Consider the following 24,582-nt stretch of genomic DNA (forward strand, 5'->3'; position numbering starts at 1 on the left):
GATCTCTTTGCACAAGTATAGCGCGAACCGGCCCCGACCGAAAGCAATCCTGTCACGCGCGCGCGACGATCCGCCAATGAGGCCGCGCTCAGCCCGGCTTGCGTGCGGCCTTGCGCTTGAGCTTGGCCGATTTGCGCCGCGCCGCGCCGATCTTGCGCCGGGGCGGTTTGCCATGCGCCCTCGCCGATCCTTTGGGCACATGCGCGCCCTCGATCTCGATCAGGTCAAACGCAAGCCCCCCCGAGACCGGTGCCGCCTCGGCAAGCCGCACCGTCACCCGCTGCCCCAGCGAGATGATCCGGCCGGTATCGGCCCCCATCAGGGTGCCGCGCTCGCGGTCGAAATGGAAATACTCGCGCCCCAGCGCGCGCATCGGCACAAGCCCGTCCGCGCCGGTCTCATCCAGCTTCACGAACACGCCGAAACGCGCGATACCACTGATCTTGCCGGTGAATTCCTCACCCAGACGCTCGGACAAAAAGGCCGCAAGGTAGCGGTCATTGGTGTCGCGCTCGGCCACCATCGAGCGGCGCTCGGTATCAGAGATGTGTTGCGCGGTCTCATCCAGCCCCTCGACCTCCGGCCCGCTCAGCCCGTCGCGGCCCCAGCCATGCGCGGTGATGAGCGCGCGATGAACGATCAGATCGGCATAGCGCCGGATGGGCGAGGTGAAATGCGCGTAGGACTGTAATGACAGGCCGAAATGGCCGAAATCCTGCGGCGAATAATAGGCCTGCGTCATCGAGCGCAGGGTGGACATGTTGATGATCTCAGCGTGATCGGTATCGCGCGCGGCATTCAAGAGCGCGTTGAGATGCGCGGTGCGCAGCACCTGCCCCTTGGCCAGCACCAGCCCCGCCGCCTCCGCCACCTCGCGCAGCGCATCAAGCTTTTCCGCCGGCGGCTCTTCGTGGACGCGAAACAAGAGCGGGCTCTTGCGCGCGTTCAGCGCCTCGGCGGCGGCGACATTCGCCAGCACCATGCATTCCTCGATCAGGCGATGCGCGTCGAACCGCTCGGCGAATCGCACGGAGGTGACCTTTCCATCGTCGCTCAGCACCACCTTGCGCTCTGGCAGGTCGAGATCGAGCGGCTGCCGCCTATGCCGCGCTTCTGCCAGCGCGGCATAGGCGGCGTAAAGCGGGCGGATCACCTCATCAAGGAGCGGGGCGGCCTTGTCGCCCGGCGCGCCGTCCATCGCCTCTTGCACGTCTTCATAGGTCAACGACGCCGCCGAACGCATCAGCCCGCGAATGAAGCGATGGCCGATCTTCTCGCCCGTCGCGTCAATCTGCATCCGCACGGCGATGCAGGGGCGCGGCACGCCCTCGTGCAGCGAGCACAGATCGCCCGACAGCCGGTCGGGCAGCATCGGCACCACGCGGTCGGGGAAATAGCTCGAATTGCCGCGCTTGCGCGCCTCGGTATCGAGCGCCGAGCCGGGGCGCACGTAATGCGCCACATCGGCGATGGCCACCCAGATGACATGGCCGCCGGGATTGGCCGGGTCGTCATCGGCATGGGCATAGACCGCGTCATCATGGTCGCGCGCATCCCACGGGTCGATGGTGATGAGCGGCAGATCGCGCAGGTCGTCGCGCCCCTTCAGCCCGGCGGGTTTCATCGCGTCGGCCTCGGCAATCACCTCGTCGGGGAAATCGTCGGGGATGCCATGCTGATGGATGGCGATAAGCGACACGGCCTTGGGCGCGCTTGGGTCGCCCAGCCGATCAAGCACCCGCGCGCGCGGCAGCCCCATCCGGCCCCCCGGCCCCGCCTGCTCTGCCTCGACCAATTCGCCATCCTGCGCCCCGCCGGTGGCATCGCGGGCGACAAGCCATTCGCGTGCCTCGCCCTTGTCAATGGGCAGGATCCGCCCGCCCTCTTCGCTCTTTCGAAAAATACCCAGCACCTTGCGCGGGTTATGGCCGATGCGCCGGATGAGACGGCCAAGGTAATGATGCGCCTCGCCCTGCACCGCCTGCAATTTGGCAAGGATGCGGTCACCCTCGGCCAGCGCCGGATCGGCGGCGCGCGGCAGCATCAGGATCACCGGCTCCACCCCCTCACCATGCCATTCGAGCGGGCGCGCCAGCAATTCGCCATCGGGGGTCAGCGCGTTGATTTGCACCACGCTCACCGGCGGGAGGCGCTCGGGGTCGCGATAGGTCTTCTTGCGTTTCTCAAGATGGCCCTCGGCCTCGAGCTCGCGCAGCACGCGCTTGAGGTCGATCCGCCCGGCCCCCTTGATCCCAAAGGCCTTGGCGATATCGCGCTTCGCGGTGAGGGTCGGGTTGTCGGAAATCCATTGCAGGATTTCCGCCTTGGAGGGCATCTGGCTCATGCCCCGCACCTAGCACGATGCGCGCGCCCCGTCATCCGCGAAAACGGGGCGCAGCAACGGTGGGAATGATGCAAGGGCCATGAAAAAATTCTTGGTATTTTCACGAACCTCGCGCAAGATCATCCTCAAGGATGACCTTAGGAAACCTACGCCCATGCTGCAACAGACCCCGAAAGAGCACCGCACGCTGGGGGCCGACCTGCGCGCCCTGCGCCGCGCGCGCGGGCTCACGCTGGCGGCGGTGGCGGCGCGGCTCGGGCGCTCGGTCGGCTGGCTGTCACAGGTCGAGCGCGACCTGTCGGAGCCGTCGATCAGCGACCTGCGGCAGGTGGCCGAGGTGCTGGGCGTGCCGATGTCGCTCCTCTTCGGCCATGCAAGCGCCCCGTCCGACGAACAGGGCTATGTCGTGCGCTCGGGCGCGCGGCGGCCGATGGGCTCGGGCGAGGAAGGGCTGATAGAGGAGTTGCTCTCGCCCGACCTCACCGACGATTTCGAGGTGATCCATTCCACCTTTCGCCCCCGCTCGAAAATGCAGCGCCCGGCGAAGCGGCCCACGCAAGAGGTGGGCTATATCGTCTCGGGGCGGCTTGATCTGACCATCGGCACACACCGATTCACCCTCGGCCCCGGCGACAGTTTCCGCTTTCGCGGCGAGGCCTATGCCTGGGCCAACCCCTATGACACTCCCTGCGTGGCGATCTGGGTCATCGCCCCGCCGGTCTATTGAGGGGGCGGGGATGAGTTATCATGCTTGGACGGTATTCGCGCTTTTCTGGGTGGTGTTCGTCACCACGCCGGGGCCGAATCATGTGAATTGCATCACCAACGGCATGACCGTCGGCTTTCAGCGGGGCCTGTGGGGCGTGGCGGCGATCCTTGTGCAGGCCACGCTGTTCCTGACGCTCTCGGCGGCAGGCGTCACCGCGCTCATCGCCGCCTCGCCGGTGGCGTTCGAGGCAGCGAAGCTTGTCGGCGCGGGGGTGCTCATCTGGCTGGGTGTGCGCGGCTGGATACGGGCGCGGCGGCCTGTCAATGCGGCGGCCCCCGGTGGCTCGGTCTTCTGGCGCGCCTTCATGGTGGCCACGATCAACCCCAAGAGCGTCGCGGGCTACCTCGCTGCCTTCAGCCAATTCGTGCAGCCCGATGTGCCGATCTGGACGCAGATGTGGGTGATCTTTCCCACCGCGCTCAGCATCACGGCGCTGAGCTATACCGGCTTTACCGCCCTTGGCGCGGGGCTGGGGCGGGCGGCGCTGGGGGCGGTGTTCAACATCTGGCTGCGGCGGATCATGGCCGCGCTTTTCATCGGCTACGGCGTGGCGCTCGGCAGCGCGGCGCTGCCCGCGCGCTAGAATCAAGACGCAAGGGAGGCGATAATGGCGGATATTCCAGGCACGGCCCGCGTGGTCATCATCGGCGGCGGCGCGGTGGGGGCGTCCTGCCTCTATCATCTGGCCAAGGCCGGGTGGACCGATTGCGTGTTGCTGGAGAAAAACGAATTGACCGCCGGCAGCACATGGCACGCGGCGGGCAATGTGCCCACCTTTTCCACAAGCTGGTCAGTAATGAACATGCAGCGCTATTCGACCGAGCTTTATGCCCGGCTGGGGGCGGAGGTGGATTATCCGATGAATTACCACCAAACCGGCTCGATCCGTCTGGCGCATAGCAAGGAACGGATGCAGGAATTCGCCCGCGCGCGCGGCATGGGAAAATATCAGGGGATGGATTTGGATATCCTTGGCGTGGACGAGATCAAGGCGCGCTATCCTTTCATCGAAACCCACGATCTGAAGGGCGCGCTTTATGATCCCAATGACGGCGATATCGACCCGGCGCAACTGACCCAGGCCCTCGCTAAGGGGGCGCGCGAGATGGGCGCGCGCGTGCTTCGCTTTTGCCCTGCCACGGGCGTGCGGCGCGAGGGGGCCGAGTGGATTGTCGAGACCGCCAAGGGCGAGATTCGCTGCGAGATCGTGGTGAATGCGGCGGGGTATTATGCGCAGCGCGTCGGCGACTGGTTCATCCCCCATGGCCGGCGGCGGATGCCGATGATGGTGATGAGCCATCAATACCTGCTCTCCGAGGAAATCCCCGAGATCGAGGCCTGGACGCGCGAGGTGGGCCACAAGCTGCCGCTCTTGCGCGATGTCGATGTGTCCTATTACCTGCGGCAGGAAAAGCACGGCTTCAATCTGGGTCCTTACGAGCCGCGCTGCCGAGCGCATTGGGCCGACCCCTCCGATCCCATGCCCGAGGATTTCAGCTTTCAGCTCTGGCAAGAGGATCTCGACCGCATCGAGGACATCGTGACCGACGCGATGGAGCGTGTGCCGCTTCTGGGCACCGCCGGGATCAGCAAGGTGATCAACGGCCCCATTCCATACGCCCCCGACGGGATGCCCCTGCTTGGCCCCATGCCCGGCGTCCCGAATGCGTTCGAGGCCTGCGTGTTCACCTTTGGCATCGCGCAGGGCGGCGGCGCGGGCAAGGTGCTTGCCGAATGGATCACCGAGGGCGCGACCGAATGGGATATGTGGTCCTGCGATCCGCGCCGCTACACCGATTACACCGATCACGAGTATTGCGTGCAAAAGGGGATGGAGGTTTACGGGAACGAATACGCCATGCACTTTCCGTGGCACCGCTGGCCCGCCGCGCCGGATCGCAAGCTCTCGCCCCTGCATGACCGCGTCAAGGCGGCGGGTGGGCAGATGGGTGCCTATAACGGCTGGGAACGCGCCAACTGGTTCGCCGGGCCGGGTGACGATACATCCGAGGAAGCGACGCAAACCTGGGACCGCGCAGGCCCGTGGGAGTCGCGTATTCGCGAGGAATGCGAAGCCGTGCGCGATGCGGTTGGCATTCTCGACCTGCCGGGATTTTCGCGCTTCAACATCGAAGGGCCACAGGCCGCCGACTGGCTTGCCTCACAGATCACCGGCGTCGTGCCGCGCGTCGGGCGCATTGGCCTTGTCTACTTTGCCGACATACGGGGCCGTATCTTGACCGAAATGTCGGTGATCCGCCACCGCGACGACCTGATGACGCTAATCACCGCCTCTGCGGCCGAATGGCACGATTACGAATTGCTGGCGCGGCGGCTGGAAGGGGTGCAGGGCGTCACCCTCACCAACCGCACCAAGGATTACATGACGCAAATCCTTGCCGGGCCCGCATCGCGCGCGCTTTTGTCGGATATCTGCGACGCCGATCTAAGCCAACCTTGGCTGACTCATCAGGCGACCGAAATCGCCGGGCATTGGGCGCGGCTGGTGCGGGTGTCCTTTGCCGGGGAGTTGGGCTGGGAAATCCACACGAAAACCGCCGATACCGCTGCCGTTTTCGATGCCGTCTGGCAGGCGGGGCAGGCGCACGGGCTTAAACCTTTTGGGATGTGGGCGCTGAATTCCTTGCGGATTGAGAAGGGCTATCGCGCGTGGAAAGGCGATCTTTCCACCGATTATTCCATGCTCGAAGGCGGGCTTGATCGCTTTGTCAAATTCGACAAGCCGCAGGATTTCCCCGGCAAGGCGGCGCTTCTGGGCGAGAAACAGCGCGGCGTTGCCAAGCGCTTTGTCACCCTCATCGTAGACGCGGGCGCGGCGGATGCGCCTTACATGTCCACCCTCTGGCATGACGGGCAGATCGTGGGTGAAACCACCTCGGGTGCTTGGGGTTACCGGGTCAACGCGAGCGTGGCCTTGGGCATGCTGCGCGCCGATCTGGCCACCCCCGGCACGGTGCTCGAAGTCGAGATTTACGGCGAACGGTTCCCTGCCACGGTGCAGCCCGATGCGCCGCTTTGGGACCCACAAAACGAAAGATTGCGTGCATGACCGAAATCACCCTCCTCGACGGCTCTATCGGGCAAGAACTGGTAAAACGCGCGGGCGACCGGCCCACGCCGCTCTGGTCCACGCAGGCGATGATCGACCACCCCGATCTGGTGCGGCAGGTGCATGACGCCTATTTCGCCGCCGGGGCCACCGTGGCCTCGACCAATACCTATGCCGTACTGCCTGACCGGCTGGCACGCGCCGGGATCGCGGATCGTCTGGCAGACCTGACCGAGGCCGCCCTCACCACCGCCCGCGCCGCGCGCGAGGCGCATGGTTCGGGCCGCATCGCCGGAACCGTCGGCCCGCTTGTGGCCTCCTACCGCCCTGATCTCTGCCCGCCCAGCCGTGAGGCCGCCGAAATCTACGCTGAACCGGTGGCCCTTCTCGCCCCGCATGTGGACCTCCTGCTATTCGAGACCATGTCCTCGGTCGATCAGGCGCGCGGTGCGCTGCTGGCTGCGAGCCGCACCGCCTGCCCGGTCTGGCTCGCCGTCTCGGTCATGGACGAAGACGGCACCCGCCTGCGCTCGGGCGAGCCGGTGGGCGCGCTGGCACCGCTCTTGGCCGAGCACCGCCCCGACGCGCTGCTAATCAACTGCACAAGGCCCGAATCGGTCGCCCCGGCGCTCGAGCGCCTGCGCGGTTTTGGCCTGCCCTTCGGGGCCTATGCCAACGGCTTCACCCGGATCACCGAGGGCTTTCTGAAGGACGCCCCCACCGTCGATGCGCTGGACGCCCGCCATGACCTCACCCCCGCCGCCTATGCCGATCACGCCATGGGCTGGATCGCGCAAGGCGCCAGCATCGTCGGCGGCTGCTGCGAGGTCGGCCCGGATCACATCGCGGAACTGGCGCGCCGCATCCGCGAGGCCGGGCATGATATCGTCTGATCCCTTCATCTTTCCAAAAATATTCCGGGGAGCGCGAGGGGCTGGCCCCTCGCCCCGCCGCCTGACAGGAGCGACGCAATGAGCGATCTTCCGACCCAGGCCCGCGTGGTCATCATCGGTGGCGGCGTGGTGGGCTGTTCGGTGGCTTATCACCTCACCAAACTCGGCTGGTCGGATGTGGTCTTGCTCGAGCGCAAGCAACTGACCTCGGGCACCACCTGGCACGCGGCTGGGTTGATCGGGCAACTTCGGGCAACCGCCAACATGACCCGCCTCGCGCGCTATTCGGCAGAGCTTTACACCGGGCTTGAGGCTGAAACAGGCGTCGCCACCGGTTTTCGGCAGGTCGGTTCGATCTCTGCGGCGCTGACGGGCGAGCGGCTGGAGGAACTCAAGCGCAGCGCCGCCATGGCCCGCGCGTTTGGCGTGCCGGTGGAGGAACTCAGCCCCGCCGAGATCGGCGCGCGCTATCCGCATCTCAACCTCGATGGTGTCACCGGTGGCGTCTGGTTGCCCACCGACGGGCAGGCCGACCCGGCCAATATTGCGCTGGCGCTGGCCAAGGGCGCGCGGATGCGCGGCGCGCGGGTTCAGGAGCGGGTCAAGGTGACGGGCATGGCGCGCGCCGGGCGGCGCATCACTGGGGTGGACTGGCAGGGCGAGGATGGCGCGCGCGGCCATATCGCCTGTGACACAGTGGTCAATTGCGCGGGTATGTGGGGACACGAGGTGGGGCGCATGGCGGGCACCAACGTGCCGCTGCACGCCTGCGAGCATTTCTATATCGTGTCCGAGCCGATTGCGGGCCTTACCCAATTGCCGGTGCTGCGCGTGCCCGATGAATGCGCCTATTACAAAGAGGACGCGGGCAAGATCATGCTGGGCGCGTTCGAGCCGGTCTCCAAGCCCTGGGGCATGAACGGCATTCCCGACAGTTTCGAGTTTGACCAACTGCCCGAGGATTTCGACCATTTCGAACCGATCCTTGAGGCGGCAGTAAACCGCATGCCGATGCTGGCCGAGGCGGGGATTCACACGTTCTTCAACGGGCCCGAAAGCTTTACCCCCGATGACGCCTATCACCTTGGCCTGTGCCCCGAGATGGACAATGTCTGGGTCGCCGCCGGGTTCAACTCCATCGGCATTCAATCGGCGGGGGGCGCGGGGCATGCGCTGTCGCAATGGATGGAGACGGGCGAAAAGCCCTTCGATCTGGGCGATGTGGATATTGCCCGGATGCAGCCCTTTCAGGGCAACCGGTATTACCTCTTTGAGCGGTCCCGCGAAACGCTTGGCCTGCTCTACGCAGATCACTTCCCCTACCGGCAAAAGGCCACCGCGCGCGGGGTGCGGCGCACGCCGTTTCACGCGCAGCTTCTTGATCGTGGCGCGGTGATGGGCGAATTGGCCGGGTGGGAGCGCGCCAACTGGTATGCGCGTGAGGAGCAGACGCGCGCCTATGCCTATTCCTGGGGCCGTCAGAACTGGTTCGACAACGCCGCCGCCGAACATCGCGCGATCCGTGAGGGCGTGGGCCTTTATGACATGTCAAGCTTTGGCAAGCTGCGGGTCGAGGGGCCGGAGGCCGAAGCCTTCCTGAACCATGTCTGCGGTGCAGATATGGCGGTGCCGGTGGGGCGCATCGTCTATACGCAATTCCTGAATGCCAAGGGCGGGATCGAGGCGGATGTGACCGTCACGCGCCTGTCAGAGACGGCCTATCTGGCCGTCACCCCCGCCGCCACGCGGCTGGCGGATGAAACGTGGCTGCGTCGCCATTTGGGCGACCGGCAGGCGATTATCACCGATGTGACAGCGGGCGAAGGCGTGCTGGCGGTGATGGGACCAAAGGCGCGCGACCTGCTGCGCGCGGTCTCGCCCGATGATTGGTCAAACGACGCGCACCCGTTCGGCCATGCCCGCCAGATAGAAATCGGCATGGCGCTGGCGCGCGCGCATCGCGTGTCTTACGTGGGTGAGCTGGGTTGGGAAATCTACATCAGCACCGACATGTGCGGCCATGTCTTCGAGGTGCTTAGCGAGGCGGGCGCGGATCACGGCCTGACGCTCTGCGGGATGCACGCGATGGATAGCTGCCGGATCGAAAAGGGCTTTCGCCATTTCGGCCATGACATCACCTGCGAGGATCATGTGCTGGAGGCGGGGCTTGGCTTTGCCGTCAAGACCACCAAGCCCGATTTCATTGGCCGTGACGCGGTGCTTGCCAAACGCGAGGCGGGGGTGGATCGCCGCCTTGTCCAATTCCGCCTGAGTGATCCCGAACCGATGCTTTACCACAACGAGCCGCTGCTCAGGGATGGCGAGATTGTCGGCCACCTCACCTCGGGGGCCTATGGGCATCACCTTGGCGCGGCGATCGGCATGGGCTACGTGCCCTGCCGGGGCGAGAGCGCGGAGGCGGTGCTGGCGTCACGCTATGAGATCGACGTGGCAGGCACGCGGGTCAGGGCCGAGGCCAGCCTGCGTCCGCTCTACGATCCGGCCTCGGAGCGGATGCGCGACTGAGGTCGCGCCCGCCTCTCCTCCCGCGCCCGTCATCCCCGCGCAGGCGGGGATCTCCCGCTGACCATAGATCCTCTGGTCAAGCCAGAGGATGACGCGGGGCACCACAGGCCAGGCGCGCGCGCATTGATCCCACGCGCCCTTGGCCCTATAGCCGAGCCAACAGCAGACAACACCCGAGGGAGCGCCACCATGTCCAATACCCAACTGGAAACCGCCATCGAGGCCGCCTGGGAGGCGCGCGATCAGATCACCCCCGCAACAGGCGGCGAGACGCGCGAGGCCATCGAAGCGACGCTCGACGCGCTCGACAGCGGTGCCCTGCGCGTGGCCGAACGGCAGGAGAACGGCGACTGGCATGTCAACCAATGGGCCAAGAAGGCGGTGCTTTTGGGCTTTCGGATCAAGGATATGGAAATGCAGCCGGGTGGCCCGCAAGGCGCGGGCTGGTGGGACAAGGTCGACAGCAAGTTCAAGGGCTGGGGCGACAACCAGTGGAAGGCGGCGGGTTTCCGCGCCGTGCCCAACTGCATCGTGCGCAAATCGGCCTATATCGCGCCGGGCGTGGTGCTGATGCCGTCTTTTGTCAACCTTGGCGCCTATGTCGACAGCGGCACGATGGTCGATACCTGGGCCACGGTCGGATCATGCGCTCAGATCGGCAAAAACGTCCACCTCTCGGGCGGGGTCGGTATCGGCGGCGTGCTGGAGCCGATGCAGGCGGGCCCGACGATTATCGAGGACAATTGCTTTATCGGCGCGCGTTCCGAGGTGGTCGAGGGCTGCATCGTGCGCGAGGGGTCGGTTCTCGGCATGGGCGTGTTCATCGGTAAATCCACCAAGATCGTGGACCGCGAGACCGGCGAGGTGTTCATCGGCGAGGTGCCGCCCTATTCGGTGGTGGTCTCGGGCAGTATGCCCACCAAGAACAACCTCAACCTTTACTGCGCCGTGATCGTGAAACGGGTGGACGCGCAGACGCGCTCCAAGACCGGCATCAACGAGCTGCTGCGCGACTGAGACGCACGATCACCTCGAGAAAGACTTGCCCGTGTTCGCGGAACGCGTGATTGAAACTCCGCAGCGCGGTTACCCAAGGATGATCCGGCCTGCCATGCTGCGTGGGGTGGTGAGGATGGCTTGAAGGGGACGTTGACAGTTTGAGATGAGCCGCGCGGTGCCCGTCCGCCGGGTGGGCGCTGAAACGGATTTGACCGGCAGTTTATGCCCGCCAAATACCTCATCGTTCTCAAGAACCTGCACCGTTGCAGAAGCGCCCGCCAGTCACGCCAAAGGCGTGCCGGTATTGTCGGCGCACCTTTGGTGCGACGGGGCGGACGGGCGCTGCGCGGCGGCGTGCGGGGCACGCCTCGATTCCGCGCGGGGGGGCAGGAGGCGAATGGCGGCTCAAGACCTTTGAGCGTTCCCCCGTGCAGCAACAAGCACGTTGGCGCAGGCCTTTCTTGACTGATCGTTCCAGAACAGCTAACTTCCCGACATGGGACGCCAACGCGCATATGATTCGAACACGGTGGTCGATCAGGCCATGCGGGCCTTTTGGGCGCGCGGGTATGGGGCCACCTCGATCAGCGATCTGGTCGAGGCCACGGGCATCAACCGCGCCAGCCTCTATGCCGGGTTCGACGACAAGCGCGGGCTGTTTATGGCCAGCCTGCGCCGCTATGACGACCGCCAGAGGCGCGGCTTTCTGGATCGGCTGGCGCAGGACATGGCCCCGCGCGCGGCCATTCTCGCCGCCTTTGACGCCGCCCGCACCGCGCCCGAGGCAGGCCAGCCCGGCGGCTGCCTGCTGGTCAATACCGCGCTTGAAGTATCCCCGCATGACGCCGAGATCCGCGATTTCGTGCAAGAGGCGCTTGCCGGGGTAGAGCTGTTTTTCCGCGACCGTATCCGCGCCGCGCAGGCCACGGGCACGATCCGCGCCGATCTTGACGCCAAGGCCACGGCACAGGCCCTTCTGGGGCTGTTTCTGGGGCTGCGGGTTCTCATGCGCTCGGGTGCCGCACCCGATGCCGCCCCGACGACGATCACATCTCAGGCCCGGATGCTGCTCGACTGAAAATTTTTTGGGCCAAATGGAATGAACATTCCAGAAAGGGGAGGAAACCATGACTGTATCCTATGTCGAGCGCGATCAGGCGGGGCCGGAAACGCTCGCCTTCTACGACCGGGCCGAAGAGCGTTTTCAGGCGCTTTTGAACATCTTCAAGGTGTTCGGCCACCAGCCGGAATACGGCAATGTCTTTACCGACACGATCATGGCCATTCTCAAGGATGGCGTGCTCGACTGGAACACCAAGGAATTGCTGATCCTCAAGGCGACGCAGGGCAATGATTGCCAGTATTGCGTGGTGCAGCATGAACGCCTGTGCGACATGCTCGGCATCCCGTCCGAAAAAGTCGCAGATATCGACGGGGTGAAATACCGCGACAGCCCGCATTTCACCGACGGCGAAAAGGCGCTTTTGGATTTCTGCGTGCAGATCGGCGAGGACGCCAACCGCGTGCCCAAGGGGCTGTGGGAGCGGCTGCACGCGCATTGGAGCGAGCCGCAGATCGTCGACGCGGCCTTTGTCATCACCACCTATATCGCGGTGTCGAAATTCGGCGATGCGCTTGGCGTCGCGCTCGAGCCGATGTTCGACGGGGTGACGCCGAAACTCACCATCAACCACTGAGGGGGGCCCCATGCAGATCGAGATTTTCACCGGTCCCGGCTGCGTGCATTGCGAGGCGGCCAAATCGCTCTTGCGCGCGCGCGGCCTCGCCTTTGACGAACGCGACATGACCGACCCGGAGGCGCGCGCCGACTATGCTGCGCGCCTGCCGAGGGAAAAATCCATCCCGCAGATCTTCATCGACGGGGTGCATATCGGCGGCAACGAGGATTTGCAGCAGCACCTCGCGCGGGGCTGATCCTCCCCGCCCGCCCCTCGCCTGCGCGGGGCCGTGACCGTGCTCAACCGGGCCGGTGACGCGCCCCGCTCAGGCCCCCGCGCCCTGCAAGGCCATGACCTCGAGCGCCCCCTCCTGGCGCGCGCGGATCGCCTGAACGGCGGCGTGCGAGCCGGCAAGCGTGGTGAAATAGGGGATGCGGTCATAAAGCGCGACCGAGCGGATGTCGCGGCTGTCCTCGACCGCCTGCGCGCCCTCGGTGGTGTTCATCACCAGCGCAATCGCGCCATCCTTGAGCAGGTCGACGATATTGGGGCGGCCCTCATAGACCTTGTTGACCACCTCGCAGGCAATCCCCGCCTCGCTGAGGAACGCGCCCGTGCCGCGCGTGGCGACGAGGGCAAAGCCGAGCGCGGTGAGGATTTCCGCCGTCTCGATGAGTTGCTCCGTCTTGTCGCTGTCGCGCACCGAGACGAACACCGTGCCACCCTCGGGCAGGGTCACGCCCGCGCCCATCTGCGCCTTGAGAAAGGCGCGCGGGAACGAGACATCCCAGCCCATCACCTCGCCGGTGGAGCGCATTTCGGGGCCAAGGATCGTATCCACGCCGGGGAAGCGAGCAAAGGGCAGCACCGCCTCCTTGACCGAGAACCACGGCATATCCGGGTCCGCCAGCGTCATCTGGTCGGCCATCGGCAGGGTGCCGGGGCGCGTATCGCGTGGATAGGGGCCGCGCGCGGGAAAGCTGTCGAGCGTCTCGCCCGCCATGAGCCGCGCGGCGATGGAGGCGATGGCGCTGTCGGTGGCCTTGGCCACGAACGGCACGGTGCGCGAGGCGCGCGGGTTGACCTCGATGAGGTAGATATCATCGCCCTTGACCGCGAATTGCACGTTCATCAGCCCCACCACGCCCAGCGCACGCGCCAGCGCCTCGGTCTGGCGCTTGATCTCGTCGATGGTCGCGCGCGAAAGCGAATAGGGCGGCAGCGAGCAGGCGGAATCGCCCGAATGCACGCCCGCTTCCTCGATATGCTGCATGATGCCCGCGACATGCACGCGCGTGCCGTCGCAGAGCGCATCCACATCGCATTCGATCGCGCCCGAGAGATAACTGTCGAGCAGCACCGGGCTCTTGCCCGACACCACCACCGCCTCGGCGATGTAGCGCTCCAGATGGGCCATGTCGCGCACGATCTCCATGGCGCGCCCGCCCAGCACGTAGGACGGGCGGATGACCAGCGGAAAGCCGATTTCCTCGGCGATGGCCAGCGCCTGCGCATCCGTCGAGGCGATGCCGTTGACCGGCTGTTTCAGCCCCAGCCGCGTGACCAGCGCCTGGAACCGCTCGCGATCCTCGGCCAGGTCAATCGCGTCGGGCGTGGTGCCGAGGATCGGGATGCCTTCGGCCTCCAGCCCGCGCGCCAGCTTCAAGGGCGTCTGCCCGCCGAACTGCACGATCACCCCGTGCAGCGTGCCGCGTTCCTGCTCGACGCGCAGGATTTCCATGACATGCTCGAATGTCAGCGGCTCGAAGTAAAGCCGGTCCGAGGTGTCGTAATCGGTGCTCACCGTCTCGGGGTTGCAGTTGATCATGATCGTCTCGTAACCCGCCTTGGTCAGCGCGAAACAGGCGTGACAGCAGCAGTAATCGAACTCGATCCCCTGCCCGATCCGGTTCGGGCCGCCGCCGAGGATGACCACCTTCTTGGCGTCCGAGGGGCGCGCCTCGCATTCCACCTCGCCCATCATCGGAGCCTCGTAGGTGGAATACATATAGGGCGTCTGCGCCTCGAATTCGGCGGCGCAGGTGTCGATGCGCTTGAAGACGGCATGCACGCCGAGGTTCTGGCGCGCGCGGCGCACCTGATCCTCGTCGCGGCCCGTAAGCGTGGCGAGGCGGGCATCGGTAAAGCCCATCATCTTGAGGGCACGCAGGCCCTCCTCGGTCACGGGCAGGCCGTCGCGGCGGATGCGCGCCTCGGCCTCCACGATCTCGCGAATGCGGGCGAGGAACCACGGATCGAAGGCCGTGGCGGCGTTGATCTCGTCATCGCTGAGGCCATGGCGCATCGCCTGCGCGATGGTGCGCATCCGGTCAGGCGTGGCGACCGACAGAGCGCGGGTGATCGCGGCCTTCTCGGGGGCACCTTCGATGTCCACCTCGTCAAAGCCCGAAAGCCCGGTTTCCATCGACGCCAGCGCCTTTTGCAGGCTCTCGTGGATTGTCCGGCCAATCGCCATCGCCTCGCCCACCGATTTCATCGCGGTGGTGAGGTTCGGCTTGGAGCCGGGGAATTTCTCGAACGCAAAACGCGGGATTTTCGTCACGACATAGTCAATCGTCGGCTCAAAGCTGGCAGGCGTGACCTTGGTGATGTCATTGTCCAACTCGTCGAGCGTATAGCCCACGGCCAGCTTGGCCGCGATCTTGGCGATGGGAAAGCCCGTGGCCTTGGACGCCAGCGCCGAGGAGCGCGACACACGCGGGTTCATCTCGATCACCACCATGCGCCCGTCGGCGGGGTTCACCGCCCATTGCACGTTGGAGCCACCCGTCTCCACCCCGATCTCGCGCAGCACGGCGATGCTTTGGTTGCGCATGATCTGATATTCTTTGTCAGTCAGGGTCAGCGCCGGGGCCACCGTGATCGAATCGCCCGTATGCACGCCCATCGGATCGACGTTTTCGATGGCGCAAACGATGATCGCGTTATCCGCGCGGTCCCGCACCACCTCCATCTCGAATTCCTTCCAGCCAAGCAGGCTCTCGTCGATCAGGATCTGGCTGACCGGCGAGGCGTCGAGGCCGGATTTGCAGAAATGGATATAATCATCGCGATTATACGCCACGCCGCCCCCCGTCCCGCCCAATGTATAGGCCGGGCGAATGATCGCGGGCAGGCCGACGAAATCAATCGCCGCCATGCATTCTTCCATGTTGTTGGCGATGGTGGCCTTGGGGTTCTCGATCCCCAGACGGTCCATCGCCTCGCGGAAGAGCTTGCGATCCTCGGCCATCTCGATCGCGGCACGGTTGGCCCCGATCAGCTCCACGCCGAATTTTTCCAGCACCCCCATATCGGCCACCGCCAGCGCGGTGTTGAGGCCGGTTTGCCCGCCCATCGTGGGCAAGAGTGCGTCGGGGCGTTCCTTTTCGATGATGCGCGCGACCACCTCGGGCGTGATCGGCTCGATATAGGTGGCGTCCGCCAGCCCCGGATCGGTCATGATCGTTGCAGGGTTGGAGTTGACGAGGATGACGCGATAGCCTTCCTCGCGCAGCGCCTTGCAGGCCTGAGCGCCGGAATAGTCGAATTCGCAGGCCTGTCCGATGATGATGGGCCCCGCGCCGATGATCATGATGGATTTGATATCGGTTCTTTTCGGCATGTCGGTCCCCTGACGGCTGGCAGCGGGCGCGGGCCGGAGGGGCTGCGCGCCCAAATTCTCGGGGGTTATAGCTATCACCCGGCGGGGCGCAAGGGTGATCGCAAATCCACGCCGATACGGCGTTTTTCGGGATGCACGGGCGGCACGCGCGCCCTAGGTATCAGGTGATTGCGCGAAAGGGGGCGGGGTGGAGATTCGTTTCGATCACGGGCCAGAGGGCGGGGCCGCAGCCTTTTCGGGGGCACGGCGGACGATCGTGGCACATGAGGCTTGCGAGGTGCCCGCAGCCCTCGCCGCGATGGATGCCGCGCGGGCCGAGGGGTTCTGGCTCGCGGGATTTGCCAGCTACGAGATGGGCTATGCGCTGGAGCCGCGCCTTTTGCCGCTCATGCCGGGCAAGCGCCGTCTGCCGCTCCTGCAATTCGGGGTCTATGAGGGGCCGCAAGGGGCCACGCCGCTCACATCAGCCCCCGCCACGCTCGGCCCCATCGTGCCAGACTGGGACGCGGCGCGCTATGCCCACGCCTTCCAGGTGGTGCACGGGCAGATCGGGGCGGGCGATATCTATCAGGCCAATCTGACCTTTCCACTCACGCTCACCGCCAGCGGCACGCCGCAGGCGCTTTATGCCGCGCTCAGCGCCGTGCAGCCGGTGCGCTTTGGTGCGCTGATCGAGGCCGAGGGTCTGCCCGCGATCCTGTCGCGCTCGCCGGAGTTGTTCTTTCGCACCGATGCCGGGGGCGGGATCGAGACACGCCCCATGAAAGGCACCCAACCGCGCAGCCCCGACCCGGCGGAGGATGCGCGGCGGCGCTATTTCCTGCAAACCGACGAGAAGAACCGCGCCGAAAACCTGATGATCGTGGATTTGCTGCGCAACGACATCAGCCGCGTGAGCGTACCGGGATCGGTTCGCGTGCCCGCGCTTTTCTCGGTCGAGACCTACGAGACCGTCCACCAGATGACCTCGCGCGTCACCGCGCAGCTTCACCCCGACACCGGGCTTGGCGATATCTTCACGGCGCTTTTCCCCTGCGGCTCGATCACCGGCGCTCCGAAGATCCGCGCCATGCAGATCCTCGCCGATCTCGAACAGGCCCCGCGCGAGATCTATTGCGGCACCATCGGCTGGGCCGCCCCCGACGGGCGCGCCGAATTCAACGTCGCCATCCGCACCCTGATGCTCGACGGCGGGCGCGCCCGCCTCAACGTGGGCGGCGGCGTGGTCCATGACAGCACCGCGGCGGGTGAATACGAGGAGGCGCTGTGGAAAGCGCGCTTTGCCCGCATCGCCGCGCCGGTGGCGTGATCGCGGCTATTCGGCGGCCTCGTGGAACCCGTCCGCCCCGTCGCGATAGAGATAATCGCGCGTCAGCGGCACGGCGTCCTGCTTTGGCGTGATCTGAAACTGGAACACCACCTGATTGTTGAGCCGGAATGTCAACTCGCTCGCGATCAGGTAATAGCGCCACATCCGGCAGAACCGCTCGTCATAAAGCGCGCGGGCACGCTCGATATTGGCCTCGAAGCGGCGCCGCCATTCCTTGAGCGTTTCGGCATAATGCAGCCGCCACACCTCCACATCGGTGGTCACCAGCCGCTGGCGCTCCACCGCCGCCACCGCCTCGGACATGGCCGGACAATAACCGCCGGGAAAGATATACTTGAGAATCCATGGGCTCGTCGCGCCCGGCGGCCCGGCCCGCCCGATCGTGTGGATGAGTGCGATACCGTCGGGTTTCAGAAGCCGCCGCACCGCGGTGAAATAGGCGTCGTAATGCGGCACGCCGACATGCTCGAACATGCCCACCGACACGATGCGGTCGAACTGCCCCTGCACGTCGCGATAATCCATCAATTCAAACCGAACCATGTCCGCCAGCCCGGCCTGCTCGGCGCGCATATTGGCCATTGCGTGCTGTTCGCGCGAGAGGGTGACGCCCAGAACCTCGGCCCCGAAATCGCGCGCCAGCGTCAGCCCCATGCCGCCCCAGCCGCAGCCGATATCGAGCACGCGCATTCCCGGCTCGATCAGAAGTTTCTTCGCGATATGGTGTTTCTTGGCCACCTGCGCCTCTTCCAGCGTCATGTCGGGACGTGCGAAATAGGCGCAGGAATAATTGCGGTCCGCGTCGAGGAAGAGATCATAAAGCTCTCCCGACAGGTCATAATGATGCGCCACATTGGCGCGCGCGCGGCCAGCCGGGTTGAACTGGTCAAGCCGCCGCCTGAGCCAGCGCAAGGCTTCCAGCGGGCGGCGAAACCACGGCTGCCCCTGCGCGGCGATATTCATCATGGCAAGGCTGAGAAAGCCGTAAACGTCATCCTCCGCGAAGGTCACGGTGCCATCCATATAGCCCTCGCCGATGGCCATGTCGGGCGAGAGAACGATACGGCGCGGCAGGCTTGGATCATGCAGCGACACCGCGCTTTCGGGGCCACCTCCCGGCCCGTAGCTGCGCGTGGTGCCGTCGGGGAAGGTCACCCGCATCCGACCGTGGAGAAAGTAATGGCGCAACAGCCTGTCAAGCGTACCGGTCCACATCGCACACCTCCAATCCCGCGCCATCCCCGGCGCATTCATCGGCGTTCTGACCTCGTTCCAGCCCAAAGCATCTTACCAAAATCGCTTTATATGTAAACGGTTTCGCCCGATGCCGCCCGGTCCCGGCTTGACTTTGCCGTCCGGCCCATGTGTATCGGCGCGAACCCGATCATGACCGCCACAAGCGCCGTCCCCGGCCCCGGAGAGTGAAAATGCACGCATATCGCAGCCATACCTGCGCCGATCTGAGGAAATCCCATGTCGGAGAGACCGTCCGCCTTGCCGGATGGGTCCACCGCATCCGCGATCACGGCGGCGTGCTTTTCATCGACCTGCGCGATCACTATGGCGTGACGCAGGTTCTGTGCGACTCCGACAGCCCGGTTTTCAAGGCCGTAGACGGCCTGCGCGCCGAATATTGCGTGCGCATCGACGGCGAGGTGAAGGCGCGCGATGCGAGCCTCGTGAACGCGAAACTCCCCACCGGCGAGGTCGAGGTCTATATCCGCGACATGGAAATCCTCGGCGCGGCGTCCGAGTTGCCGCTCCAGGTCTTCGGCGATCAGGATTATCCCGAGGAAACGCGCCTGCGCTACCGCTATCTCGATCTGCGCCGCGAGGCGATGCAGGCCAACATGGTGCTGCGCTCGGACGTGGTCGCCTCGATCCGCAAGCGCATGTGGGACAAGGGATTCCGCGAGTTCCAGACGCCGATCATCACCGCCTCGAGCCCCGAAGGCGCGCGCGATTTCCTTGTCCCCTCGCGGCTCCATCCGGGCAAGTTCTACGCCCTGCCGCAGGCCCCGCAGCAGTTCAAGCAGCTCATCATGGTCTCGGGGTTTGATAAATATTTCCAGGTCGCCCCCTGTTTTCGCGACGAAGACCCCCGCGCCGACCGCTCGCCGACCGATTTCTACCAGCTCGACATGGAGATGTCCTTTGTCGAGCAACAGGACGTATTCGACACCGTCGCCCCGGTGATCGCGGGCGTGTTCGAGGAATTCGGCGGCGGGGCGCGAGTGGATGCGCCCGAGGACTGGCCGCAAATCCCCTATGCCGAGGCGCTGCTGAAATACGGCACCGACAAGCCCGACCTGCGCAATCCGATCGAAATGCAGGACGTGAGTGAACATTTCCGGGGGTCCGGTTTCGCCATCTTCGCGAAATTGCTCGAACAGGACGGCACCGAGGTCCGCGCCATCCCCGCGCCCACGGGCGGCAGCCGCAAGTTCTGCGACCGGATGAACGCCTTCGCCCAGAAAGAGGGGCTGCCGGGGATGGGGTATATTTTCTGGCGCGACGCCAATGGCGAGACCGAGGCCGCAGGCCCGCTGGCCAAGAATATCGGCCCCGAACGCACCGAGGCCATTCGCCAGCAGCTTGGCCTTGGCGTGGGCGATGCGGCCTTCTTCCTTGGCGGCAAGCCGCAGGCGTTCGAGCGGGTAGCGGCCAAGGCGCGCACGGTGATCGGCGATGAATTGGGGCTGAGCGATCAGGACCGCTTTGCCTTTGCCTGGATCGTCGATTTCCCGATGTATGAACGCGACGAGGACAGCGGTCGCGTCGATTTCAGCCACAACCCGTTTTCCATGCCGCAGGGCGGGCGCGCGGCGCTCGACGGCGATCCGCTCGGCGTGCTCGGCTATCAATATGATCTGGCTTGCAACGGCTATGAATTGGTGTCGGGCGCGATCCGCAACCACCGCCCCGAGATCATGTTCAAGGCCTTCGAGCTTGCAGGCTACGACGAGGCGGAAGTGCGCAAACGCTTTGGCGGCATGGTCAACGCCTTCCAATATGGCGCGCCGCCGCATGGCGGCTGCGCGGCGGGGATCGACCGCATCGTGATGCTGCTCGCGGGCACCTCGAATATTCGCGAGGTGATCATGTTCCCGATGAACCAGCGCGCCGAGGATCTGATGATGAACGCGCCCAGCGATCCGACCCCGGACCAGTTGATGGAACTTGGCCTGCGCGTGATCCCCAAGGAGTGAGCGGACAGTCGGGCGTGATATCGCCCGGCAAGCCCACCCCGGCTCAGTCGTGAAACGGCGTCACCTGTGCCACGATCACCGCGTTTTCGTCGCGGGCGCGGGCCATGAGCGCGGCCTCTTCCTCGTCGATCTCGTGGCCCTCGGCCTCGCGCTCGGCGCGGGTGCCGTGGCCGGTCACGTCGAGCGGGGCCATTCCCGCCTGCTTGAGGATCGCCACCGTTTCGCGCACCGCCTCGGCCTCGTCCACGCCCGAGGCATAGACCATAAGCGCAGCACCGGTGGCGCGCTCGGGCAACCCGTCGCCGATCTTGCGGCCGATTTCAACCACCAGCGTATAGACCTGTTGGCGCGAGGGGCGAGGGTCTTGCGTATCTGTCATGGCGCATGCCCTGTGCCAGGCCGCGCGCAATGTCAAGGCAGTCCCCGCTGCGGCGGAGACTGCCCGGCGGATGTAAAAGGGGCCACCGCCTGCGCGATGGCCCCCAACCCCTTGAGCGGGCTGGCCAGCCCTAGACAAACTTCTTGATTTCACCGGATTTCAAGCGGCGCAAATAGCTTGACAGCTCGCGCTTGACGATGGGCATCAGGAAGTAGAGGCCGATGATGTTCACGACGGCCATCGCAAAGATCGCCGCATCCGAGAAGTCGATCACCGGGCCAAGATTGGCCGCAGCCCCGATCACCACGAAGATGCAGAAAATCACCTTGAAGACCAGTTCCTTGGTCTCGCCCTCACCGAACAGGTAGGTCCAGGCCTTGAGGCCGTAATAGGACCAGCTGATCATCGTCGAGAAGGCAAAGAGCACGACAGCGAGCGCCAGAACATAGGGAAACCAGCTGATCGCGCTGCCGAAGGCCGCCGAAGTGAGGCCCACGCCCGAGGTATTGCCGACGGTCTGGATCGCGGTTCCCGCCTCGTTGAGCAGGTAATTGCCATCCGGCCCGGCGACAAGCTGGCCGGTGATGATGATCACCAGCGCCGTCATGGTGCAGATCACCACCGTGTCGATGAACGGCTCCAACAGCGACACGAAGCCTTCGGTGATCGGCTCCTTGGTGCGCACCGCCGAGTGGGCGATGGCCGCAGATCCAACGCCGGCCTCGTTCGAGAACGCCGCCCGCTTGAACCCCTGGATCAACGCGCCGACCATGCCGCCCGCGACGCCAAGCCCGGTGAAGGCCCCCGCAAAGATCTGGCCGAAGGCCCAGCCGATCATGTCGGCGTTCATCGCAATGATGACCAGCGCCGTGCCAACATAAAGGATGCCCATCAACGGCACGACCTTTTCGGTCACGCGTGCGATGGATTTGAGGCCGCCCACGATCACCGCAAAGACCACACCGGCAAAGATCACCCCGGTGATCCAGCCGGGATAGTCACCGACGATGCCCGAAATCTGCTGATGCGCCTGATTGGCCTGGAACATGTTGCCACCGCCAAGCGCGCCGAGGATGCAGAAGATCGAGAACATCACGGCGAGGATCTTGCCACCGGGCAGCCCGCGTTCGGCAAAACCCTTGGTCAGGTAATACATCGGCCCGCCCGAGACGCGGCCATCGGGATACTCATTCCGGTATTTCACGCCCAATGTGCATTCGGTGAATTTCGACGCCATGCCCATCAGACCCGCGAGGATCATCCAGAACGTGGCCCCAGGGCCCCCGATGCTCACCGCCACCGCGACACCGGCGATATTACCAAGGCCCACGGTGCCCGACAGGGCGGTTGCAAGCGCCTGGAAATGGCTGACCTCACCGGCATCGTTGGGGTCGGAATAATCGCCCTTCACCAGCGCGATGGCATGGCCCACCGCGCGGAACTGGATAAAGCCGAAATAGAGCGTGAAGACCGAGGCCCCGATCACCAGCCAGGCCACGATCCACGGAAACGTGGTGCCCGGAAAATTGGAGAAGATCAGGTTGACGAACCAGCCTGTGGAACTGGCAAAGATCTGGTTGACCTTTTCATCAAGCGAGAGTGCCTGCTCTTGTGCGAAGGCAGGCGCGCTCATCAGCGCGAGCCCCGCCGCGGCGAGGGCCGCGGAAAATACGTTGCGTTGCATATTCTATATCCCTGTTGTCGTTTTTTGTGTCACGGCACGATGGTGCACGGCACGGGCGCGGTCTGCACAAGCGCGCCGGCAACCGAGCCAAAGACCCGCGCCCCGAGCGCGGATTGCCCGTCACGCCCGATGATGATCTGCACCGCGTTGTGTTCCTTGGCGACGCGACCGAGGATCTCGGCGGTGTTGCCATAGCGGATCACGACCTCGTTGGAGATCCCGGCATCGTCAAGCTCGGCCTTGATCGTGCTCATGATCGCCTTTTCGGCGCGCGCCATTTCTTCTTTGCGGCGGCTGTGGCGCTCTTCCAGTTCCTGCGGCGTGAGGAAGGAATAGGGCGACCATTCGAGCACATGGGTGAGCACGATCGTCCCCCCTTGCGCGCGGGCGCGGTCCACCGCGAATTCCAATGCGCGCCGTGCGGACACGCTGCCGTCGTAGCCGACGACGAATTTATCGGACATGGTTCAGGTTCCCTCGTTGGTTGCGGTCTCCGGGCGCTTTTGTGGCCCGGTGGCTAAAAATAGCAGAACCACATCCCAAGATTGTCCCGAAATATCCCCATTTGCAGGCCGAACGCGTCTAAATCCGGTCGGTTTACCCGTCGGATGCAAGGAAATTCGATTTTTGGGCGTGGGTGACTGCGGCGTATGGCCGCGCGGCACTCAGTAGCTGTAATCGGCGTAGATGCGGCTCAGATCGCCCTGCCAGTCGCCGTGATAGCGCTCCAACAGTTCGTCAGCGGGGGTCTTGCCAGACTCGACGCTCTCGCGCAGGGTGCCAAGGAAATGCGTCTCGTCGGGGATCATGCCGCCGCCGCCGGGGCGCGCGCGCGCCTTCAGCCCCGCCTCGGAAATGTCGAGCACCTCGCGTGCCAGATCGAGCATGGAAATGCCGTCCACCTGCGCCTGAAGCCCGTCGACGCTTGCGGCCACCCGCAGGGCGTCGCGCGTCTCGGCATCCCAGCCCTTGACGATATCCCACGCGGCATCAAGCGCGGATTGGTCATACATCAGCCCGACCCAGAAGGCAGGCAGCGCACAAAGCCTGCGCCAAGGGCCGCCATCGGCCCCGCGCATCTCCATGAATTTCTTGATCCGCGCCTCGGGAAAGATCGTGGTGAGGTGATCGGCCCAGTCTGAGAGCGTCGGCTTCTCGCCCGGCAGGGCGGGCAATTCGCCGCGCAGGAAGTCGCGAAAGCTCTGCCCCAGCGCGTCGATATAGCGCCCGTCGCGATAGACGAAATACATCGGCACATCGAGCGCGTAATCGGCATAGGCCTCGAACCCGAACCCCTCGTCAAAGACAAAGGGCAGCATCCCGGTGCGCGCCGCATCAAGATCGCGCCAGACCCGCGCGCGCCACGATTTATGGCCGTTGGGCTTGCCATCGAGAAACGGCGAATTGGCGAAAAGCGCGGTGGCCACCGGTTGCAGCGCCAGCGCCACGCGGAATTTCTGCACCATATCCGCTTCGGAGCCGAAATCGAGATTGACCTGCACGGTGCAGGTGCGGCGCATCATGGTCTGACCCATGGTGCCGACTTCTCTCATGTAGCTGTCCATCAGCTTGTAGCGGCCCTTGGGCATGAGCGGCATATCCTCGTGCCGCCAGATCGGCGCGGCGCCAAGACCGATAAAGCCGACGCCGACCTTGTCGGCGATGTCCTTCACATCCGCCAGATGCTCGTTCACCTCGTCGCAGGTCTGGTGGATCGTCTCCAGTATCCCGCCCGAAAGCTCCAACTGCCCCCCCGGCTCAAGGCTCACATTCGCGCCGTCCTTTTCCAGCCCGATCAGCTTGCCCCCCTCCTCGACCGGCGCCCAGCCATGCAGATCGCGCAAGCCCTCCAGCACGGCGAGGATCGAGCGTTCGCCCTCATAGGGCAGCGGCCGCAGCGTGTCCTTGCAATAGCCGAATTTCTCGTGCTCGGTGCCGATGCGCCAGTCATCCTTGGGCTTGCAGCCGCTGGCCAGATACTCGGCCAACTGGCTTTCATGCTCGATCGGCCCGCCGCCGGATTGGGGAATGGACATGCTCGGGCCTCCTGAGGGTCGCGGATCGGTTTCGGGGGC

18 protein-coding genes are annotated in these 24,582 nt (G+C 65.0%); 11 read left to right on the top strand and 7 right to left on the bottom strand.

Going from position 1 to position 24,582, the window contains the following annotated elements; all coding sequences use genetic code 11:
• Window positions 1-88 precede the first annotated feature (88 nt).
• Window positions 89-2,344 carry a ribonuclease R gene (gene rnr / locus ABIE58_RS05610; protein ID WP_354543706.1) on the bottom strand — a complete coding sequence of 752 codons (2,256 nt, stop codon included), beginning with the start codon at window positions 2,342-2,344 and terminating at the stop codon, window positions 89-91.
• A gap of 154 nt (window positions 2,345-2,498) precedes the next feature.
• Between rnr and ABIE58_RS05615 the strand changes: the two genes are divergently transcribed.
• From ABIE58_RS05615 to ABIE58_RS05655, 9 genes are all read left to right on the top strand, one after another.
• On the top strand, window positions 2,499-3,071 hold the full coding sequence (locus ABIE58_RS05615) for a helix-turn-helix domain-containing protein (protein ID WP_354543818.1): 573 nt from the start codon (window positions 2,499-2,501) through the stop codon (window positions 3,069-3,071).
• Window positions 3,072-3,081: 10 nt separating this feature from the next.
• Window positions 3,082-3,696 carry a LysE family translocator gene (locus ABIE58_RS05620; RefSeq protein ID WP_354543707.1) on the top strand — a complete coding sequence of 205 codons (615 nt, stop codon included), beginning with the start codon at window positions 3,082-3,084 and terminating at the stop codon, window positions 3,694-3,696.
• Window positions 3,697-3,720: 24 nt separating this feature from the next.
• A complete protein-coding gene (locus tag ABIE58_RS05625) occupies window positions 3,721-6,183 on the top strand; it encodes a GcvT family protein (protein ID WP_354543708.1) in 2,463 nt (820 codons plus the stop codon).
• Window positions 6,180-7,076, top strand: a complete 897-nt coding sequence (locus ABIE58_RS05630) for a homocysteine S-methyltransferase family protein (protein ID WP_354543709.1) — start codon at window positions 6,180-6,182, stop codon at window positions 7,074-7,076. Before ABIE58_RS05625 ends, ABIE58_RS05630 begins: the two co-directional genes overlap by 4 nt.
• A gap of 78 nt (window positions 7,077-7,154) precedes the next feature.
• Window positions 7,155-9,602 (top strand): GcvT family protein, encoded by a 2,448-nt coding sequence (locus ABIE58_RS05635; RefSeq protein WP_354543710.1) that lies wholly within the window; start codon window positions 7,155-7,157, stop codon window positions 9,600-9,602.
• A 189-nt stretch (window positions 9,603-9,791) separates the two neighbouring features.
• Window positions 9,792-10,619, top strand: a complete 828-nt coding sequence (dapD, locus tag ABIE58_RS05640; protein WP_354543711.1) for a 2,3,4,5-tetrahydropyridine-2,6-dicarboxylate N-succinyltransferase — start codon at window positions 9,792-9,794, stop codon at window positions 10,617-10,619.
• Window positions 10,620-11,097: 478 nt separating this feature from the next.
• On the top strand, window positions 11,098-11,679 hold the full coding sequence (locus tag ABIE58_RS05645; protein WP_354543712.1) for a TetR/AcrR family transcriptional regulator: 582 nt from the start codon (window positions 11,098-11,100) through the stop codon (window positions 11,677-11,679).
• Window positions 11,680-11,728: 49 nt separating this feature from the next.
• Complete coding sequence (locus tag ABIE58_RS05650) at window positions 11,729-12,298, top strand: carboxymuconolactone decarboxylase family protein (protein ID WP_354543713.1); 570 nt, start codon at window positions 11,729-11,731, stop codon at window positions 12,296-12,298.
• A gap of 10 nt (window positions 12,299-12,308) precedes the next feature.
• On the top strand, window positions 12,309-12,536 hold the full coding sequence (locus ABIE58_RS05655) for a glutaredoxin family protein (RefSeq protein WP_354543714.1): 228 nt from the start codon (window positions 12,309-12,311) through the stop codon (window positions 12,534-12,536).
• 69 nt (window positions 12,537-12,605) lie between these two features.
• Here the strand turns inward: ABIE58_RS05655 and carB are convergent, their stop codons facing one another.
• On the bottom strand, window positions 12,606-15,905 hold the full coding sequence (gene carB / locus ABIE58_RS05660) for a carbamoyl-phosphate synthase large subunit (RefSeq protein ID WP_354543715.1): 3,300 nt from the start codon (window positions 15,903-15,905) through the stop codon (window positions 12,606-12,608).
• A gap of 187 nt (window positions 15,906-16,092) precedes the next feature.
• On the opposite strand from carB, the gene ABIE58_RS05665 reads away from it, so the two are divergent.
• Complete coding sequence (locus ABIE58_RS05665; RefSeq protein WP_354543716.1) at window positions 16,093-17,214, top strand: aminodeoxychorismate synthase component I; 1,122 nt, start codon at window positions 16,093-16,095, stop codon at window positions 17,212-17,214.
• A 6-nt stretch (window positions 17,215-17,220) separates the two neighbouring features.
• Here ABIE58_RS05665 and ABIE58_RS05670 read toward each other — a convergent pair whose 3' ends face one another.
• A complete protein-coding gene (locus ABIE58_RS05670) occupies window positions 17,221-18,450 on the bottom strand; it encodes a class I SAM-dependent methyltransferase (protein ID WP_354543717.1) in 1,230 nt (409 codons plus the stop codon).
• Between the two features lie 212 nt (window positions 18,451-18,662).
• Between ABIE58_RS05670 and aspS the strand changes: the two genes are divergently transcribed.
• The gene (gene aspS / locus ABIE58_RS05675) at window positions 18,663-20,444 is read left to right on the top strand and encodes an aspartate--tRNA ligase (RefSeq protein ID WP_354543819.1); all 1,782 of its coding nucleotides are present in this window, start codon (window positions 18,663-18,665) and stop codon (window positions 20,442-20,444) included.
• A gap of 43 nt (window positions 20,445-20,487) precedes the next feature.
• Here the strand turns inward: aspS and ABIE58_RS05680 are convergent, their stop codons facing one another.
• From ABIE58_RS05680 to ABIE58_RS05695, 4 genes are all read right to left on the bottom strand, one after another.
• Window positions 20,488-20,823 carry a DUF8846 family protein gene (locus ABIE58_RS05680; protein ID WP_354543718.1) on the bottom strand — a complete coding sequence of 112 codons (336 nt, stop codon included), beginning with the start codon at window positions 20,821-20,823 and terminating at the stop codon, window positions 20,488-20,490.
• 130 nt (window positions 20,824-20,953) lie between these two features.
• On the bottom strand, window positions 20,954-22,507 hold the full coding sequence (locus ABIE58_RS05685) for an alanine/glycine:cation symporter family protein (RefSeq protein ID WP_354543719.1): 1,554 nt from the start codon (window positions 22,505-22,507) through the stop codon (window positions 20,954-20,956).
• Window positions 22,508-22,536: 29 nt separating this feature from the next.
• Window positions 22,537-22,971, bottom strand: coding sequence for a universal stress protein (locus ABIE58_RS05690; protein WP_354543720.1), 435 nt, complete (start codon window positions 22,969-22,971; stop codon window positions 22,537-22,539).
• A gap of 201 nt (window positions 22,972-23,172) precedes the next feature.
• Entirely contained in the window at window positions 23,173-24,543 is a 1,371-nt protein-coding gene (locus ABIE58_RS05695) for a glutamate--cysteine ligase (RefSeq protein ID WP_354543721.1), read from the bottom strand.
• Window positions 24,544-24,582 lie beyond the last annotated feature (39 nt).

This window comes from Roseovarius sp. MBR-78 (assembly GCF_040547535.1).
Lineage (GTDB): Bacteria > Pseudomonadota > Alphaproteobacteria > Rhodobacterales > Rhodobacteraceae > Roseovarius.